The organism is Acetobacterium sp. UBA5834 (assembly GCF_002435675.1).
GTDB classification, from domain to species: Bacteria; Bacillota; Clostridia; order Eubacteriales; family Eubacteriaceae; genus Acetobacterium; species Acetobacterium wieringae.
In genome coordinates this window covers 1-20753 of record NZ_DJGY01000070.1, presented here as the reverse complement: position 1 = coordinate 20753, position 20753 = coordinate 1, and the positions used below count along the sequence as shown (strand labels likewise).

Here is a 20753-nt window from a genome sequence, read left to right as displayed (position 1 = left end):
ATTAAGCTGGGAAAGTTGAGTTAATAAAATCAGGGAAAAAATAATGATCAGATACATTGACAGCTCCATTCCATTGAATTGGTAAAGAAAGTAGTTTATAATCAAATTGTAACAGCTTTCAACAATTAATGCAATGCATCAATGCCAAACCCGGGGCAATGCAATAACGCTGTTTGCCGTTTAGAATTAAGCATTAAAGCGTTACATTTAATAAATAACGGGAATATAAACTGAGAAGAATAAATCTGTAAGAAAAAATTGCTTTGTACGGTCTTCAAAATGGCATGGCTCGTTGGCATGGAAGACTTGATCACTGATAAAAACGACGACAATTCATCAAGGAAGGATGTGACAAACGACCGTTGGCTTACGGTATGGTGGCTGGATACCATCATTATGTATATGCGATACGAGCGGCATGCTTGTTGTCATGTGTATGAGAAAGTTTGAGCAATGTGGCTGTTCATACTTTCAAAGCAAACTATGAATAAGATAAAAACGATCCCAGATGTCCTGAATAAAATAAATGAGTCAACCGGAGATCGGGCATTGATCAGCTATTATGAGAATATCATGGTCAGCATGTATGCTTCAAGTCTCTTGTTTATTGCGGCCATCGTCAATTTTCTGGTGCGTTTCAATCTTCAGAAGTTCAGCATTGGCCAGTCATTGGTTGACAGTTTGTTTTTCATTTTACTGGCCATCCTGTTTTGGTTTGTGGTTAAAATCAAAATCAATGTTAAGATCATGAACTGGATTATCGCGATTCTATCCGGTCTGACATTGATTTATATTTTTATTCGTTTTTATGATGTTATTGGTCCGGCTGTCTGGACAGTCGCCTTTATCCAATTATCATTGGCACTGGTACGGATTTCAAAATCGATGCTGATGTTATTGGAATTGGCCACAATCATCGCATTCTTCTACTCGATTTATCATACCTTTGAAAATCAATTTCTAAATCTCGATTTAATCTATTTTGTTGTGCAGTTTGTTTTATTTCTCGTATTAAGTTTGATTCTTGCTTCAGTTCATCAGATTAATGTTAACCGATACTTTTCAGTGGAAAAAAAGTACCAGGAAGTGACTGAAAAAAACGTCGAGATCGAGTTGTTAAATGATGTCATAAAAAAATCGGAAGAACAAGCTAAAGATATCGCCTATCATGATATCTTAACCGGTCTGCCTAACCGTTATTACCTGACGACTAGCCTGAATAGGATTATCAATCAATGTAAATGTAAAGACCGTTTCCTGGGTGTTTTTTTTATGGATCTTGACGATTTTAAATTGATTAATGACACCATGGGCCATGATATGGGTGATGCGTTACTGAAAATGGTGGCACAGCGTCTAAAAAACAGCATGCGGGAGAATGATCTGGTGGCCCGGATCGGCGGGGATGAATTCATTATTCTGATCCAAAGTCTGGGCGAATATCAGGAAATGGATACGATTGCCAGGCAAATTCTTGATTGTTTTAAACAGCCCTATCATTTAGATGGTCAGAAGTGCTATATCACGACCAGTCTGGGCTTAGCTATTTGTCCGACGGATGGTGATGATGGGGAAACACTGATCAAACATGCGGACATTGCCATGTATAAAGCCAAGGAAAAAGGCAAGAACCAGTATGTGCGGTTTTCTGAAGCGATGAAAAAGCAAATTCATGAAACCATGGAAATTACTCACGAATTATATGAAGCATTAAATAACCGGGAATTCGAGCTGTTTTATCAACCTCAGATCAATGTATTAAATGGAAAAATCGTTGGCATCGAGGCTTTAATCCGATGGCACCACCAAAACAGGGGCTTGTTGTTACCCAATGAATTTATGAAGATTGCCGAGAAAACAAGTTTAATCAATGAGATTGGTGAATGGGTGCTTTACACCGCTTGTCAACAGGCCAAGGAATTTCAGGATTTGGGCGCAACAGATCTGCGAATAAGCGTGAACTTATCCGCTCGGGAACTGCTGCACCCCCAAATTGCCGAACGCATCGAGTCAATTATTCGTGAAACCGGCTTAGCTCATAATTGTCTTGAACTGGAAATTACCGAAAAAACGGCGATGATGGAAAAAGAAAAAATGCCGAAGATATTGGAATCACTGAAAAAAACTGGCGTGCATATGACCATTGATGATTTTGGGTCGGAGTATGCTTCATTAAAATATTTGAAAAAGTTGCCAATAGACCGGATCAAGATTCCGATGCTAAATATTAATGGCGATATAAACAGCGATACAGATAAGGCCTTTACCAAAGCAATCATTGTTTTAGCCCGGGATATGGGTTGTCTGGTAACCGCTGAAGGGGTTCAAACAAAAAAACAATATGAATTCTTAAATCAGCGAATGTGTGATGAAGTACAGGGATACTATTATCATAAACCGCTATCAGTAACTGAGCTGAAAAAATTATTGGTTGAGCAGCATTTAAGCAACTCGTGAAAGGAATACAATATGAACTGGTTTGCCTTTATTTATTTGTTATGCTGCGCCTTTTATTTCACCACCAGTATTATAACGTTATATCCCAAAAAAAAGAATGGTGCCAACTGGATATTTGGGATTATCTGTTTGAATTTCTCATTGTGGTCACTATTACTTGCTCTGATGACCTTAACAGAAACCGCTGAAATAGCAGCTGCGTATCGAAGAATGATGATCATCTGCTGGTCCACCCTGTTCACAGAACTATTTTATTTTGTGCTTTTTTTAGCGAAACGCCGGGATTTCTATAATAAAATCTGGAAGAATGTGCTGCTTATTACGCCAGGAGTCTTCTGTATAATCTATTATACCTTTACTCCCATTGAACCAGCGTATCTGTTGCGGCTTCAGAGCGGCTGGTCATTTGCCGTACCAACGGATCGCGGCTTTTTTTGGGATTATTATTTTACCGTTTATTATGCCACATTTATTTTAATGTCTCTGGTTATTACGTTTAATTGGTATCGGTCGACTACCTTTGAGCGCGAACGTCGGCAATCAAGAATAATATTCTTCTCATTTCTTTCAACCCTCATACTGGGCAGTTTATTTGACACCCTTTTACCGATGATCGGTGTAAGCAAACTCCCACCGATGACAGTTATATTGTCGATTATCTGTGTTGTAGGAATGAACTATGCGATAACCAGATACCGGATGATGAGTATAACACCAGAAAGTATCATGATGGAAGTGTTTATGATGATGAATGAGGGACTGATTATAATCGACTGCCAGAAAAAGATTGTTACGGCGAATGTTGGAGCGGAACGTATTTTAGGCTATCAGGAATCAGAATTACTGAGATCAAACATCTGCGATTATTTCTATGATGATTCGGGTAGTGTTTGTCAATCGGGTGAAGAGCTTGTCAGCAAAGAGATGACGCTGATCGGGAAAGATCAACATCTGATTCATGTACTTATTTCCAGTCATACGCATTTTGATCAGTTTTCAAACAAAATCGGCACGGTTTTTACTTTTCAGGATATTAATGAATTGAAAGAGGTCGAAAAAGCGCTGGAGTACGCTAATCGCAATCTTGAAATTAAGGTAAGCCAACGTACCGGAGAACTGGAAAAAATGAATGCCAAACTGAAGAATGAAATTAAAGAGAATCTCAGACACCAGGAAAAAATCAAGAAAATGATTTATGAAGATGCACTGACACAATTATATAATCGACGTTTTTTTTATGAGTATTTAAAAAAACACATCGCCTATACGATGCGATATAATAAAGGATTTTCAGTTCTGTTTATAGATTTGGATGGTTTTAAACTTATTAATGATTCGCTTGGTCACGATATGGGCGACGCGCTGCTCATTCAGGTTGCAAAAAGATTAAAACTAAGCTTGCGGGAAAGTGATGTTATCAGTCGGGCTGGCGGCGATGAGTTTTTAATTCTGCTGCATAATACATTTATTAGAGAGGATGTTAATGTTGCCTGTCAAAAAATTCTTACATTGCTGGAAGAACCGATTACCATGGACAGTTACAATCTGCATATCAGTGCCAGTATCGGTGTTTCCAGCTTTCCGAAGGATGGATCTTCGTCAGAAACGCTGATAAAAAATGCGGATATTGCCATGTACGAGGCAAAAGAACAGGGGAAAGGCCGGTTTGTTTTTTACGAAGAAAACCTCAAAGAGGATATCGATGAAAACATGAATCTGACCAATGATCTTTATGCAGCAATTAAAAACAATGAATTTGAGCTCTTTTATCAGCCTCAGGTTGATGCAACGACCCATGAAATAAAAGGATTTGAGGCACTGATCCGCTGGAATCATCCGTCCCGGGGAATAATCAATCCACTGAAGTTTATTCCCTTAGCCGAAAGAACGGGTTTGATTATTCCCATCGGAGATTGGGTCATTCAAACAGCGGTAAAACAGCAAAAAGAATGGGAAAAACGACTTGGAATCCCGCTAAGAATGGGCGTTAACCTTTCAACAAAGCAATTGAAAGATTCGGACTTAGTTTCGCGTGTTAAGACGATCATTGAAAAAGCTGATATCATCCCCGCAAATCTCGAGCTTGAAATAACCGAAACCATCTTTGTGGAGGACTCGGAGACAATACTGGATCAATTAAATCGCATCAACAAAATGGGAATAACCATTGCCATCGATGATTTTGGAACAGAATACTCTTCACTATCCTATCTGAAAAAACTTCCGCTCAATCGGATCAAAATTCCTAAGACATTTATTGATGGGATCGGTGTCAATCGAAAAGATGAAGCAATCATTGTTTCAATTATCGTTTTAGCCATCAAACTGGACTGTACAACCATTGCCGAGGGTGTTGAGAATCTTAAGCAACTGCTTTTTCTAAAAGAGCATGGTTGCGACGAAATTCAAGGTTATTATTTTTACCAGCCGATGAAGGCTAAACGAATCGAAGCGATAATGATTGCAGATAGTGGCGTTTTTGCCAGCAAATATGACCAGTTAAAAGAAGATGTTTTTGAAGTGGGTGCAGTTAATTGAAACAACCATCGTTGATTCTAGAATATCGAATTAAAGGGATGAGTTTAATAAAGCAATTAGAGAATGAAGAAAACGCTTAGCTTTAAACCAGTAATATCTTGTCGAGTGCACAAATTTCAGGTAAAATGAATAACAGTAAGAGCGTTCGCGACTAAGCTTTATAAGTAGCTCATCGGAACAGAAAAACAATATATTTTGTGAAAGTTGGTAAATTAAATGGAGCAGAGCAACAGACATGTGCAACTTTTTCTAGATACCTTGCTGACCATGGACCGGATCGGTTCCGAAAAAGTACTGCGGGAGGTGGCAGCCCAGCAACAGTCCTTTGAAGCGGTGGAACAGGTAATTACCGAGACTCTGACGATCATCGGGGATGGCTGGGAAGCAGGAGATTACTCGCTGTCCCAGATTTATATGAGTGGCGTGATCTGTGAGGAAATCATCGAGCGGATGCTGCCGGAATTCCGGATGGTCCGCAAAAATAGCTCCAAAATTGGCATCGGCGTGCTGATTGATAATCATGCCCTGGGCAAACGGATTGTCAAAGCGGTGGTTCAGGCGGAAGGTTTTGAGATCTTTGATTTCGGACATGGCCTGAGTGTCGATGAGATGGTCGAGAAAACCATGGCCTATCGCATCGATGTGCTGCTGGTGTCAACTTTGATGCTGCCCTCAGCTCTGAAGGTTAAAGGCATTCGGGAACAGTTTGACCAGCGGGGCTTAACCACCCGGCTGATTGTCGGCGGGGCGCCCTTCCGCTTTGATAGTAACTTATGGCAACAGGTCGGGGCTGACGCCGATGGCAAAAACGCCACGGCAGTGATTTCGATCATTGAAAGGCTGGTGGCGAAACAATGAAAACCGCAATGACATCAATGGAACGGGTGCTGGCCGCCCTTTCCCATCAGGAACCGGATCGGGTGCCGCTGCTGTTGTTATTTTCTCTTTACGGCGCCCGGGAACTGAATATGCCGGTGAAAGATTATTTTAGCGATGCCGAACTGGTGATCAAGACTCAGCTGGCACTACAAGAGAAATATCAGAGCGACTGTCTTTATACCTTTTCTTACGCAGCCATCGAAACCGAAGCCTTTGGTGGAGAGGTTCTCTTTGCCGAGGACGGCCCACCCAATGCCGGGGCGCCCCTGATTGATGACCTCGACACCATTCCCAGCCTGACCCGGCCGGAGCTTGGCAACAGCCCGGGACTGCAGCGGATTCTGACGGTGACCCGGGGGCTTAAGCAGGCGGTGGGAGACAGCATCCCGATAATCGGGGTGGTGATGTCGCCTTTTTCGCTGCCGGTGATGCAGCTCGGCTTTGAAAGCTATCTGGAACTGATTTACTTTAAACCGGAACTGTTTAAACAACTGATGGCCCTAAACAGTGCTTTCTGTGTACAGTGGGCCAATGCTCAGCTGGCCGCCGGGGCTACCGCGATCTGTTACTTCAACCCCCTGGCGTCGCCAACGATCATCGATAAAGCTACCTATTTAAAAACCGGTTACCCCCTTGATTGTCAGACCCTGGCAAAAATAAACGGTCCCACGGCCACCCATCTGGCCTCGGGACTGACATTGCCGGTGCTGGACGAAATTATTGCCAGTAAAACGGCCTTGTTGGGCTTTGGAGTGGAGGATGATGTGGTGGCATTAAAGGCTCGGGCTGGTCACCGGATCGCTTTGCTGGGAAACCTTAACGGCATTGAAATGGTCAATTGGAGCCCGGAACAAACCCGGTCAACCGTCAAAAAACTGATACGCCAGGCTGGTGTTGGTGGCGGTTTTTTACTCGCGGACTCCCATGGTGAAATCCCCTATCAGGTACCGCCGGCGGTGTTGGCAACGATTGCCGACACCGTGGCGGAATGGGGGCAGTATCCACTTAAATGGATTGGAGCAAATCACGATGCATCTTAACCTCTATGTGTGCGAAAATTTTGCCTGGGACTACCGCCAGATCATCGCGAGTAAGCACTTCGATTTTGTTTCGGTGGTGCCATTTAGCTGTATCTGTAATGACCGCAAAAAAAAGCCGGCAGTGGCAAAGCAAATCTCCGCGGATAGTGGTGAAAAAATGCTCATCACCAGCCGTGATTGTGGTGTTGCAAAAATGGTGTCCCCGAACGATCAATCGGTGGTGATTTTTGAGGGCGAGCATTGTTTTCATGATTACCTGAACGAGAAGTTTGTTGATTACATCATTGCCAAAGGTGGTTATATCGTCACTGGCGGTTGGCTTCATAACTGGGAAAGACATCTGGAACGAGCAGGATTTGATCAGGAAACAGCTCAAAGTTTTTATCAGGAGTGCTGCAGTGAGCTGGTCTTGCTGGACACCGGCAATGATCCGAAGATTGAAAGCGCGCTGGCGGCTTTGGCGGCCTATGTCAGCCTGCCCTATCGGATGATTTATGTGGGATTGGAGGGATTGTCCCTTTTTCTCGGGGAAATTATCAATGATTGGCGCCAGAACCGGGAAGGGCCACAAGAAGAAAAGCAGATTCTCGACGATCTGAAAAAACAGGGGGCGGAATATGCGGCGGTATTGCACATTATTGAGGAGATCACCGGTTATACCAAAAAGCGGGATATTATTGCAAAAGTGAAAGAACTCTTCCAATTTATTTTTGGGGCTGGCCGGGTCCGGTTTCTGGAGGCCGGGGATGACGATTATTTCGACACCTATATAAAGGACCAATTCAGTAGCCCCGATGACGAGTTTAAAATCGATGAGGAGGATCAGTTTCTGGTGGTGAAACTGCGCCGGTATGGGGAGACCTTTGGCGCTCTGGAAATCGGAGCCTTTCAACAGCCTGAGAAAATTAATGACTATGCCAATTTTGCCCTGAGTATTGCCCGGGTCAGCGCTCTGGCGATCTCCAATTCAGTGCAGTATGAACTGCTGGAACGGTCCCGGGATGAGGTTACCTACATCAGTTATCACGATTCCCTGACCGGTCTTTATAATCGCAATTATTTTAATCAGGAGACCAGTCGGCATTCAATACCAGCTCATGTCTGCGCCTTTGTTTGTGATATTGACGGTCTCAAACGGGTCAACGACGACTATGGCCATGCCTGGGGTGATGAGCTGATCACCGCGGCGGGCCGGGTCCTCAAAAAAGCCTTCCGGGAAACCGATCTGGTGGCCCGGGTGGGGGGCGATGAGTTTTATATTATTGTCTATGATTGCGACCTCACAGCCGCCAAAGACCTGCAAGACCGCATTTTCTGGATCATTTCAAACCATAATCACAGCATCGCTGATGCTGTGCTCAAGCTGAGTCTGTCAGTAGGCTATTGCCATGTTGATGAGATCAACCCGCAAAAAGATCAGCCATGGACCTGGGAGGCGCTCTTTCATCAGGCCGATCAACGGATGTATGCCCAAAAGGCCGAAAAGAAGTCTAAACACCAATAACTGACTGATGGAAACTAAAGCCAGTAAGCGAGGAGATATTATGCAGATTGTGATGGTACACGGATACTTTTTAAAGGGAACCGGCAGTAACCTTTTTGTTGAGAATAGCTGCCGGGAATTATGCAAAATGGGTCATCAGGTCAATCTTTTCTGTCAGGAAAATGATCCCGATCAATTTGACTTCATCGAAAGAGCCTTCGATTTTAATGACCAAAACAGCGAAAGTTGGGTTGTTTACCAGAATGAGACCCCCTATCCGGGGAAATGCCACCTGTATCGTCCCAACCTGAACGGCTTTCTACCGGTTTATGTTTATGATGAATATCAAGGCTATCAGGTCAAAACCTTTACCAACTGCAGCAAAACAGAAATAGAGACCTATCTTGAAAACAACCATCAGGCGATCGATACAGCCCTGAGCAACAGCCAAACCGATATGGTTTGGACCAACCATACGAATATGCAGCCGGTTTATGTCGCCCGAAGTCATTTAGGTCAATGTCAACATGTCATGACGGTTCATGGCAGCTGTTTGAATTTTTCGGTCAGAAACAGCCGCCTGCTTCAGGATTACGCCCGGTAAGCGATTGCCAACGCGGACCGGATTGCCTTTGTCAGCCATTTTTCAAAAGATGAGTTTCTGGAATTTTTTGATAATGATGTTCGCATCAAAGAAAAATCAGTGGTCATCTCCGGGGGGGGGGTGGATCTGGAAAAATTTATGACCCTGATAGACAGCAGTCAAAAACAGCCAGTCAAAAACAGCCTCGTGAATGAACTGAAACTGGCCGCCCAGCAGTGGTGCAGTAACCCGGATTTCGATACCGGGCTCTGGAAAACCGATGCCGATATTGTCGCCAAGCTTGAAAAAATTGACTTTAGCAATGAACAAATCATTTTATATTATGGTAAATATTTATGGACAAAGGGCATCCAGCTGATTATTGCCGCTGCGCCGCTGATCATGATGAACCATCATCAGGTGCGCTTTTGGCTGGTCGGCTTTGGGTCGTCACGATCCTATTTTGAAGCCATAATTGCAGCCTTGAATCAAGGTGATCAAGCTGGTTTTATCAAGCTGATTACGCACCCGGAAGCCGTTGATGGTGAAATTGATCCCCATTCAGCCCGGTTCTTTAAAGCCTTACTAAAAAAATTGGAGGATCCGGATTTTGCCATGGCTTATTTTATTGCTGCCCGCGAAAAAATTGAAAAAGCTTTTATCCTGACTGGTTTTTTGGGCCACAATCAATTAAAAAGCCTGATCGCCTGTGCCGATATTACCGTTGCAACCTCAATCTTTCCGGAAGCCTTCGGTCTGGTAGCCGCCGAAGCCCTATCTTCCGGGATTATTCCGGTTCAAACCGATCATAGTGGTTTTTCCGAGGTTATTAAACGATACATTGACGAATTTGATGATGTTTTTGACCGGCGCAAGTTGAAGCTGCTGGCCCTGGATGATCAGCTGGTCTTAAATCTGGCCAGTAATATTGCTGTTTTGCTGGTCTATTATCAGGGGATGAACAGCCAGGAAAGACAGCAGATTCGGGAGCGGGCCAGAAAAATCAGTGTTGACAACTACTCTTGGGAGTCGGTGGTCAGAAATTACGTCAATCTTTGCCAGAAAAATACTGATGAACAGCGTTTAAAAATGTTGGAATGCCGATAGGAGGAAGAGATGATAACATCACGTACAGCAGAAATAGCAGCAGGAATTTATTGGGTTGGTGGTTGCGCCCAGGACGGTGGACTCCATTGTAACCCATATTTAATTGTGGACGGGGACGAAGGGGTACTCGTTGATCCTGGATCGGTATTGGATTTTGAGGACGTCCTTGAGAATGTCTGCAGCATCATTCCCCTGGAGCAGATTAAATATGTGATTCTCCATCATCAGGATCCGGATTTTTGTTCAGCCGTACCGCTTTTTGAAAAAGCCGGCGCCAGGTTCCAGGTGGTTACCCACTGGCGGACCCAGACTCTGGTCAAATACTATGGCATTCAATCCGATTATTATATTATCAATGAGCATAATTTTGAGCTGAAACTGGCATCAGGACGAACTTTAAACTTTGTCCTGACCCCTTATCTCCATTTTCCCGGGGCGTTTACCACCTACGATTATCAGACCAAAATACTGCTTTCAAGCGATCTCTTCGGAGCGTTTTCCTATGAATGGAGTCTTTATGCCCAGGACGACTATCTTGAAAAAATGAAAACATTTCATGAACATTATATGCCTTCCAACAGCATTCTCCGGCCGGTAATGGAACAATTTCTGGGGATGGATATCGCCATGATTGCCCCCCAGCACGGCTCGATTATCCGGGGAAACGTGATTACCTATATCAAGACCTTAAGAGATCTGGAATGCGGCAGCCTGCTTAACCCGATTAAGCGGGATCTGGCCAAATCCGGCGGCTATATGGGTATCTGCTCGGCGGTGTTGAAACGACTGGGGTCAATTTTCAATCAGGAATCGGTCCGAGAACTGGTCACCGATCTGGAGCTGACCCTGGATGAAAACCTGAATATTACGGACTACAATGTTACCGGTACTGTCTTGTGGAATATGATTTTTGAGCGGATTCTGGCCAGAAAAGGGGCTACCTGGCTGATGGTTATTGAACCCCTAACTGAAACCCTGTCTAAAGAATATGACATTCCGATGCCGGACGTATTTGAAAGTCATATCAAAAAGATCGAAGATGAAGCTTCCAGCCTTAGTGAACAAAACCGGATGTTAAAAGAAATCAATACCCGATTGGAATCCAGTATTTTGGAATCCCAGAATAAGCTGATCCGCTGTGCAGTCACCAACTTGTATAATTTCAGCTTTTTTAAAAATTATCTGGCCAGTGAAATCAGCAGTATTCTCGCTGATAAATCCCAACAGAATCCGGGTTTGATCATCATCAGTCTGGATAATCTTGAGCGGATTGAATATCTTTATGGTCATGATGAGGTAGAAGAGGTGCAGCGAAATGTGACATTCATTTTGGAAGGTTTAAAGGAGGGGAATGAGATGCTATTCAAACTCCAGGGTTTTACCTTTGCCTGTTATCTGCCACAGACCTCAAAAGCAGAAGTTCTTGACTTCGCCGAAAAGATCAGAAATGCCATTGCCACGTCGGAGAAATTTATTGAAAAAATCACGGCATCCATTGGACTCGTCAGTCTCGATGAGATTAGAGAAGCAGATAATTTCACCGCTAAATTGGATGAAGAGTTTTACAATGTGGCCGCCATGCGGGTTAGAATTGCCAGAGATATGGGGAGAAACATGGTCTGCTGTGAGTCATCCATGACCAGGTATCAGCATTCAATTGGAAAAATACTGGTTGTCGATTCGGATGAAATAACCGTGGATGTATTAAAAACCGCCCTGGAAAATATCAATTATCAGGTGATTACTGCCAGTGACGGACGGGCAGCGCAACAGATCGCAGTGGATGACAGTCCGCTTTTGATTATTTCGGAGGTAATGATCCCGAAAATGGATGGTTTCCTGTTCCGGGAAGAAATGCTGGCAAATTCCAATACCAATAAAATTCCGTTTGTTTTTTTATCCTATTTAAAAAATGATGAGTCCGTTCTCCGGGCATCTAATTTGGGGGTGGAGCATTATTTTAAAAAACCCTTTATGCTTTCAGAATTATTGGGGGTTATCCAGAATAAGATCAAGGGAGAATTAGGCCAATGATCGAAATTTTTGAAATCTGGATCATTATTGGAATTTTGTTGTTGATTGCCGATTTGGTGATTATTTTTCGGTTGATCCGGGGAAGACGGGAAAGTGACAGAAACAAACGGTTTGCCAGGAAGCAGAAAGATCAGCTGCTTGACATCGCTTCCGGAAATACGGCGGAAATCCATGAGCGAATGGAAATTGCCAACTATTACCAAATCAGCCAATCGATACGCTATGATCAGCAGCTTAAAGACAATATTGCCAAATTAGTCGATGTGGGACAGTTTGAAAAAAAAGCCTTAAGAGGACTCCGATCCGGTAACATTCCCCGTAAGGCGGAAGCCGCCTTGTATTTAGGTGTCCTCGGCACCGACAGTGCCCGACGGGGGCTGGAGGCAGCCCTGGAAAAAGAAACCAACACTACCTTAAAGTTATATATGGCCAACGGTCTCACTGATATTGGTAATAAAGAATCGCTGACGGTGCTGACCAATTCACTGTTAAGTGAAAGCCGTTTTTACCGGAATAAGGTGAATATGCTGATTTCTGATTTTGGGGAAGACTTTCACAACTTTTTGCCCCGAATCATTAATAGTCAGCAAATTGAATTTCAGGAATTGATCGTGGATTTTTCAGAGATATATTTTTCGGAGACCTTAAAAAATTATCTGATTGAGCTGATCAGAACCCGTAAAGAAACCATTGAGCACCTGGAAAGCCGCTATGGCAAGGTAGGGGGCCAGCAGTGCATCAACTGTGGCAACAGCAGACCATTACCACATGACACTCGGATGCAGTGCCGATACGAAGGGAGTGTGGAACCTGATTTCAGTTGCCGTCGTTATGAACTGCTGCCGGTAAGCGTCAACAGTGGGGAGGCACATCGAGAACTGGTTATCAAGGCCTGTGGAATCGTCGCTGAGTATTACCCCAAAGAACTGAATGCGGATCGGTATCTTTATTCAGATGATATGGAGATCCGAAATGCCGCCATGGGGGCTCTGGCTAACTTTCAGTCCCCGGAGAAACTGGACAAGCTGCTGGGTTTTTTAAGGCAGGAGGATACCGCCAGAGGTGCCATCAATGGCATCTCGTCCCTGATTGAAAAAAACCGGGTTTATTTTAATCAGGTCATTTCAGCTTTTTTGGCAGAAACGGACTGTCGGGTGAAGAAGGATCTGGCTACGATTTTGGCCCTGCGGATCGAATATTTTATCATGAAGCTGACCCGAAAAAACAATGGCGACGCTAAAAAAATCATCAGCGAAATCATTCTGATGGGAAAAACCAGTGAAGTCATCGACTTTCTCAACAAAAACAGAGACATCAATATTGAAAATGAACTGCTTGCCATTATTAAAGCAGCGATAACCCAGTCGGAGAAACTGAAAACCGATTTTGCCCGGTATTTAGATGGCCGGCTGGCAAAAAAATGCGGATTGACACAAATTCCCGAAACGGTCAAAACTGAAACGGTTGAGCGGGATGAAAAAATGACCCGGCGATTGTTTGTGATATTATTGGTAAGCGCTCTGATTGTGCCAGCAGTTTACTGCCTGCGCCACTTGAGTATTCTTTTTGTAATGCCATTTTATGACCAGCTGGAGCTTTTTGTGAGGGATTTTAATTTTTACATTGTCTATTACGCCATGGCGGTCAATCTGATTTATCTGGTTTTGTTGTTTTTTTCCTACATCTGCGTACTCCGGCAGGAGCGCTTGTGGAAGATTAAGGATATGTCCCTGCTTTTTAAAAAACGGATGCTGCCCTCGATTTCGATTATTGCACCGGCCTATAATGAAGAAAAAACCATTATTGAAAGCGCCAATTCGCTGTTAAATCTCAAATATCCGGAGTATGAACTGATTATCGTCAATGATGGTTCCAAAGATCAGACCCTGAACACCCTGATCCGCTACTATGATTTAAAACGGGTTGATTATCTTTATGACAGCCGCCTCAGCACCAAAGCGGTCCGGGGGGTTTATCTGAACCGCTCCCGGCCCCAGCTGATTGTGGTTGATAAACTAAACGGCGGCAAAGCGGATTCCCTTAACGTGGGGATCAATATTGCCAACAAGGAATACGTCTGCGGGATTGATGCCGATTCGTTATTGGAAGACGATGCCCTGATTAAACTGGCTTCATTAACCCTGGATGAAGAAACTGAAACCCCGGCTTTAGGGGGAAATATTATGCCGATTAACGGCTGTACCGTTGATCACGGTCAGATTGCCCAGAAAGGTCTTGCCGAAAGCAAGCTGGCCCGTTTTCAGACCATTGAGTATATCCGCTCCTTTATGTCTGGGCGCCTGGGCTGGTCGTATTTTAACTGTCTGCTGATTATCTCCGGGGCTTTTGGTCTCTTTCGGAAAGAACGGATTGTCAATGTCGGGGGGTATCTAACCAGCAGCGGTAAATTCAAAACCGATACCGTCGGCGAAGATATGGAACTGGTGGTGCGGATCAGCCGCCAGATGAAAGAGGCCAAACGGCCCTTCCGAATTCTTTACGCCTATAACGCCAACTGCTGGACCGAGGTGCCTGAGGATCTCAAAACCCTGAAAAAACAGCGCTACCGCTGGCACCGGGGTCTGATTGAGATTCTGGCGTTCCATCGAAAAATGATGTTTAACCCCAGATATGGCCAAATTGGTACGGTAGCGATGCCCTATTTTTATATTTTTGAAATGCTGGGGCCGCTTTTTGAAATTCAGGGCTATCTGATGGTTTTAGTATCAATATTTTTGGGCATCTTCAATGTCGAAATTGCCGTCATTCTGTTTATTTCCATGGTACTGATGGGTATTCTGGTTTCCGTATCTTCTTTGCTGATATCCGAAAAAAACGGTCAGAATTTTTCCCGGAAAGAATTGTGGATTCTGGTCTTTTACGCCGTCATTGAGAACTTTGGGGTGCGGCAATTCTTTAGTCTCTGGCGTTTTGGGGGCTATCTTAACATGTTCAAAAAACCGACGGGCTGGCAGAAGGCGGACCGTAAAGGTTTTGCGGCAAAAGCGGATGAGGTGACATCATGAAGATAAAATCGATGGTTTTATGGAGTATCGGAATCGCTTCAGTGCTAGTTGCTGTTTTTGTGATGCCGTTTATAATCTGGAACAGCCAGGCATCAACACCTTTAAATATCTGGGTGGTGGATAAAACCGTACCGGATACCAGCTATAAAGAACACAAGGGATTAATGTGGGCCTTAAATAGTGAAAAAGTTGTACTCGAGAGTACCGGTAACCCTTTGCGCTACGACACCGATTATTTTGGGGTTTTTCCCCAGTCGGATGAAGCCTATACGGTTAAGGAAATCCCCCAGGCCAAAGAAATGCCGGATCTGATCTATCTGGCCGATACCGATGGGGTTTATCCCAGTGACTTTAACGGAGCCGACAGTGATGCCATTTATGCCGGTATTGCCCAGAAACCCTTGGTCGGCAATCTCAGTGACGCTGAGCTCACCAGCATCAAAAATAATCTGGGTGGCGGTAACACCATTATCGGCGAGTTTGATATTTGGGATGCCGACAGTCAGCAAGGCCTTCAAGATATTTTCCGGGTGACCTTTACCGGCTGGAGCGGTAGATATTTTCCGGATCTCAAAAAAGACGTCGAAATCCCCGAAATTATTGTCAATAATTATGAGCGACAAAGCGGTAAAACCTGGGATTATCGCGGTGGCGGGCTGGTGCTGGTGTCCAATCAGGATCAGGTGCTGGTGTTAAAAGATCGGGAAGCGCTGAACAAAGACGGGGTCAGTCTGTCCTTTAATGAGACGGCTCAGGGTGAATTCGGGGTGCCAAGCCGGTTTTCCTATCAGCAGTGGTTTGATCTGGTCAAACCTGATGCCTCATCGGAAACCCTGGCAACCCTCAATTTAGATGTCACTGAAGCGGGGCAAGCGGCTTTGGCGGAGTTTGGTCTGGGTACGGAGTATGCGGCCGTTACCCGCTCCATTAATTCCCAATACACGGCCTATTATTTTGCCGGTGATTTTGCCCAGTTGGATTTTCCGGGAACCCTCTGGAATTATGCCGGATTTGCTAAAATCAAGCAACTGTTTTCGGTGGCTAACCCCGATGCCGAGACCAAATTCTATTGGGGCTGCTATGTGCCATTGATGCGGCACATCATCAATCAGATAGAAATAAAGCCGGAACTTTCCGAGTCCGAGCAGATGACGGCGGGGACTCACATGGCGGCCCGGACATCCGGTACCGGGTTTCAGGTTTTAGTGGATGGCAACTGGCAAGATTTTTATGCCAAAGGGGTCAATATTGGCTCCTCCATACCGGGAAAATGGTTTACCGAATTTTCCTATGATGAGGCCCTGTATCTGAAATGGTTTGAACAGATCGGCGCGATGAATGCCAATACCATTCGGGTGTATACTTTGTTGCCGCCGCAGTTTTATTCGGCCCTGGTTTTTTACAATCAACAACATCCCGAGGCTAAACTTTGGCTTTACCAGGAAATCTGGCCTGAAGAGCACCCCGCCGACAATAATTATCTGGGCACCGACTACAATGCCGCCTATCAGGCGGAAATAAAAATGGATATTGATGCTATGCATGGCCAGGCTAATATTGCGCAACGCCAGGGGCGGGCTTATGGCTATTATACTGCTGACGTTTCTCCCTATATTATTGGTTATCTGGTGGGCCGGGAAATGGAGCCGGAAGAAGTGATCAGTACCAATGAGAAGAATCCCGGTTTTGTTTTCAATGGCAATTACCTTTATACCGAACCCAATGCCAGTCCCACGGAAGCCTGGCTGGCGATGAGCTGTGATTATGTACTGCAGTACCAAGAAGACAACTATTCCTGGCAGCATCCGGTGGGAATCGTCAGCTGGCCCACCTTGGATCCAACTGAACATGATTCAGAATGGAACGAAAGCGGGGATAAAAGTAAGCAATACAATGATAAGGTAATTGTCGATATCAACCACATTTCAACCCGGGAGAATCTCCAATCCGGGTTCTTTGGGGCCTATCACATTTATCCCAACTATCCGGATTTTATGAACAATGAAACAAAATACGCAGCTTACAGTGACGAAGAAGGCAGCTTCCGTTATGGCGGCTACCTGCAGGAGTTCATCGCTGGGCATCAGAAATATCCGGCCATTGTGGCTGAATTTGGTTTGGCCACTGGTATGGGGAATGCCCATGAAAACCCTGACGGTTACAATCACGGCGGGCTGACTGAAGTGGCGCAGGGAAATGGCATTGTCCGGATGATGAAGGCGATGGAAAAAACGGGTTATGCCGGCGGAATCATTTTTGAATGGAGCGACGAATGGGCCAAAAAGACCTGGATTACTGAGCCCTATATTATTCCCTATGATCGTAATCCCCTGTGGCACAATGCGGTCGATCCGGAGCAGAACTACGGTATCTATGCGATGGAATCAGATGGGCCCCGGTCATTACCCTATGCGATTGAGGATGATGGGGTTATTTCAAAAATGTCACTGACGGCTGATGAAACCTATCTGTCGATTGAAGTGGAACTGGAGCGGCTGATTGATTTTTCTCAGGAACAACTCATCATCGGTTTGGACACCTATGACCGCAGCCGGGGCAATATGAAATTCGGAACGGCGATTCCAACCGGAGCGGCTTCTGGCTTGGAGTACATCATCGAAATTAGGGGCAGCAAAGCGGGACAGTTATTGGTGCAGCCGGAGTATAACGGCAGTACCGGCAAACATGCCTCGGCTTATTCACCAGACGGTGTCTTTGAGACCATGTCAATGCTGACCAACAAAGAAACCGTCACCAAAGACGGTACCAAAATCCCAGCCGTCGTTCAGGATTTAAGCCAGTTATCCTTTGGAACCCTGGAAAATAATTCCCATTATCAGGTCCAGATATCAGGCAAAACCATCTCCATAAGGATTCCATGGACCCGGATTAACGTTACCGATCCATCGATGATGCGGGTAGTGGATGATCCCCGGATCATTCAGAATCCCACCACCAATGAGCTGCAGACGGTGATCAGCGAGGGCATTTTGGCCAGCGGTGTGCTGGTGAATACGGATAATAACCAGACCATTGCAACCATTGGTCTTTCCAACCAGCAGGCCTTTGGTTGGGATAATTGGGATGTTCCGACCTATCAAGAACGGCTCAAGGACAGTTATGATATTATCAGCCAGTATTTTAAACAGCTTGAAACAAAATAGTTATTCCAGATACAGTAAAAAGGAGTAGATGGCGTATTTTTTGGCGGATTTGTTTATATTTAACACGTTTTTTGCTATAATGATTAAAATTGATCTGTGTTGAGGAGTAGAAGATGAAAACTTTTAAGTATAGCACTATTGTAACCCTGATTCTGACGGTATTATCCGCCATCGCCATTTTTGCCATCGATGACGTCATTCCGGGAATGGTTAGCGGTGGGATTAAAAGTCATATTCTTGAGAATATGGATAATTACAATGCTTTTTTATTCGGCATTTTTACCGGTTCCCTGGTCAGTCTCATTGTGGCAGTAGTGGGATATATCACCGAGCGAAGACGATTGATTGCGGAAATCTGGAATAATGCCAGAAAACTGACCATTGATTTCCGGTTGCTGTTATTGGATAATATTGAATTTAAAAATCTGACACACGATAAACTCTATGCCACCATCGAAGAACAGGATTTCAATCAGCAGGTCAGAGCGTGGCTGGGTTATTACAGTTCTCCCTATATGATTAATATGATGCAGTTGGACTTTTTGATTAACCGCGGGAAAAAAGCCCAGATGCTCAAGGCATTGCAGGAGAATATTGCCATTCTCCGAGCAGTTGTTGATGGGTTTATGAATGCCTTTTTAAACCGGCAGTTAACAGAAAAATATGGGGAGGTGGATATTGAACAGGTTTTCAATGTCATCACCAACCAGGACGAAAAACAGGTACTGAAGACCGTTCAGAGCCAGCTCGATGAGATGGTCGCTTTTTTGAATAAAAAATAAATAGTAGTCACAGCTTGATCATTAGTGGGTGGCGTAAGGGAATACCTGTTACGCTGGCCACTTTTTTTGATACAGGTAAAGAATTAAAGGCGGTATGACGTGAGTATTATGAATTTTGACGATGTTTTAACCGATGATTTTAGGGTAAAAAAATAACAGGAGCAGGTCGTTGATATTTAGCCGGTCTGATCGGCTTCAAGTGACGCTTAAACACAGAAAGCGTTGGTGGCGTAGCAATTTTGAAAGGGAGAAAGACAGATATGGAAAAAAGGTATTTGAAATTTTTTTTATTAATACTGATTCTTACCATATGCGCAATGACTTCAGGATGTTCAGCAAATGGGAAGCAAGCTTCAGAAAAAGCCGGAGACAATAACACGCAACCAAATGATCTTACTGACAATGCAATTTTTGATCTTTATAATCAGATTGACATCAATGACAAAAAGGCAGATATTGAGAAAGATTTGGGTGCTACCGGAAACACCTCAGCCGAAGGTTCCTATGTTTATTTGGATCCGGACACCGGCTACGCCGTTAATGTGTTTTTCAACGCCAAGGATCTGGTTACCCTAAAGGTCTTGGTGCCGACTACCGGCGCCCGGGAATTGATTGAGCTGAGCAATGCCAGTGTCACAAAAGAAGCGGCCGCCAAAATTTCCCAGGGAATGACTCAGAGTAATGTTAAGAAGGCGCTAACGGGACAGGGGATTGAAATGCTGCGAATGGTCATTCCCAGCGGCGCAGACAAGGAAGCCTATGCTCTGGCCTGGATCAATGCCGATGGTTCGGTGCTGGTGGTAACCTTTGATTCCGATACCAATACCGTGCTGGCTGCAGAGTTTAAAGAAAGTTTGTTTTAAAAATGTGGATTGGTCTTAGTCATAGTTCGAAGAAGGGAGCTGAAAACCATGTTAAAGCGGGATAGATCGGTTGTTGTATTTTCCGGGATTTTGATCCTGAGTATGTTGTTAGTGCTTGCTGGTTGTAGCGCAACCAAGGATGAAGCAGACCACAACCCGGACCATTTTTACAAGCTGGTCAATTTGGGAATGGAAAAAAGTCAGGTTGAATCGACCTTGGGGGTTAAACCGGAAGAGGTGGAGGGCACCTATATTTATCGGGACGATCAAACCGGCTTTGGCGTTCAGATCAGTTACGATGCTAGTGATCTGGTTGTTTCAAAAGTATTATATCACGATCAGGACAGTAAGATTATGGGCCTCAGTGAAGCCAGTGTTTCCGAAGATCAAATGGCCAGTATCACCGAAGGGATGCCCTATGATGAGGTCAAATCACTGCTTGGATCGGAAGGAACAGAGATTATTGAAATGGCCAATCCGGCTGATCCCAATAATCCCATTGTGATGATGATCTGGTTTAATGATGATCAAACTGGGTTTTACGTAACTTTTTTAGGGCATCAGGGAACGGTTAAGAGCGTTAAATTCTGGAAATAGCCAGATTCGTTAAGCACTGGTTTTGAATCAGTGCTTTTTTGCGGGTATTTTCCGAGTAAGAATATTTTATAAAAAATATTTATTTATGGGAAGAAAAACAAGGGCTTAAGCGTTATATAGATGTGCAGATAAAACGGAGGTGAAATTTGTTGAAGGAACATAGGGAAGAGGAGGCCGATTGTTTTTGACCAACTAAATTG

13 protein-coding genes are annotated in these 20753 nt (G+C 44.4%); all 13 read left to right on the top strand.

The genetic code is table 11. The features are described 5' to 3' along the window. The first annotated feature begins 483 nt into the window (after positions 1-483). Positions 484-2457: an EAL domain-containing protein gene (locus B3F51_RS15280; protein WP_286947959.1), complete on the top strand. Its 1974-nt coding sequence runs from the start codon at positions 484-486 to the stop codon at positions 2455-2457. 12 nt (positions 2458-2469) lie between these two features. Beyond that, positions 2470-4995 (top strand): EAL domain-containing protein, encoded by a 2526-nt coding sequence (locus tag B3F51_RS15275; protein WP_286947957.1) that lies wholly within the window; start codon positions 2470-2472, stop codon positions 4993-4995. A gap of 237 nt (positions 4996-5232) precedes the next feature. Beyond that, complete coding sequence (locus B3F51_RS15270; protein ID WP_286947955.1) at positions 5233-5853, top strand: cobalamin B12-binding domain-containing protein; 621 nt, start codon at positions 5233-5235, stop codon at positions 5851-5853. Continuing rightward, a complete protein-coding gene (locus B3F51_RS15265) occupies positions 5850-6914 on the top strand; it encodes a uroporphyrinogen decarboxylase family protein (RefSeq protein ID WP_286947953.1) in 1065 nt (354 codons plus the stop codon). The genes B3F51_RS15270 and B3F51_RS15265 overlap by 4 nt, the downstream gene beginning before the upstream one ends. Continuing rightward, a complete protein-coding gene (locus tag B3F51_RS15260; RefSeq protein WP_286947951.1) occupies positions 6904-8418 on the top strand; it encodes a diguanylate cyclase domain-containing protein in 1515 nt (504 codons plus the stop codon). Before B3F51_RS15265 ends, B3F51_RS15260 begins: the two co-directional genes overlap by 11 nt. Positions 8419-8458: 40 nt before the next feature. Further along, a complete protein-coding gene (locus B3F51_RS15255; protein WP_286947949.1) occupies positions 8459-9001 on the top strand; it encodes a hypothetical protein in 543 nt (180 codons plus the stop codon). A 120-nt stretch (positions 9002-9121) separates the two neighbouring features. Beyond that, positions 9122-10087, top strand: a complete 966-nt coding sequence (locus B3F51_RS15250; protein ID WP_286947947.1) for a glycosyltransferase family 4 protein — start codon at positions 9122-9124, stop codon at positions 10085-10087. A gap of 9 nt (positions 10088-10096) precedes the next feature. Then, positions 10097-12121 carry a response regulator gene (locus B3F51_RS15245; protein ID WP_286947944.1) on the top strand — a complete coding sequence of 675 codons (2025 nt, stop codon included), beginning with the start codon at positions 10097-10099 and terminating at the stop codon, positions 12119-12121. Next, the gene (locus B3F51_RS15240; protein ID WP_286947941.1) at positions 12118-15147 is read left to right on the top strand and encodes a glycosyltransferase family 2 protein; all 3030 of its coding nucleotides are present in this window, start codon (positions 12118-12120) and stop codon (positions 15145-15147) included. Before B3F51_RS15245 ends, B3F51_RS15240 begins: the two co-directional genes overlap by 4 nt. After that, a complete protein-coding gene (locus B3F51_RS15235; protein WP_286947939.1) occupies positions 15144-18311 on the top strand; it encodes a hypothetical protein in 3168 nt (1055 codons plus the stop codon). The genes B3F51_RS15240 and B3F51_RS15235 overlap by 4 nt, the downstream gene beginning before the upstream one ends. Before the next feature lie 113 nt (positions 18312-18424). Beyond that, a complete protein-coding gene (locus tag B3F51_RS15230) occupies positions 18425-19093 on the top strand; it encodes a hypothetical protein (protein WP_286947937.1) in 669 nt (222 codons plus the stop codon). Positions 19094-19353: 260 nt separating this feature from the next. Further along, positions 19354-19956 carry a hypothetical protein gene (locus B3F51_RS15225; protein WP_286947935.1) on the top strand — a complete coding sequence of 201 codons (603 nt, stop codon included), beginning with the start codon at positions 19354-19356 and terminating at the stop codon, positions 19954-19956. Positions 19957-20004: 48 nt separating this feature from the next. After that, the gene (locus B3F51_RS15220) at positions 20005-20553 is read left to right on the top strand and encodes a hypothetical protein (protein ID WP_286947933.1); all 549 of its coding nucleotides are present in this window, start codon (positions 20005-20007) and stop codon (positions 20551-20553) included. The last annotated feature ends 200 nt before the right edge of the window (positions 20554-20753 follow it).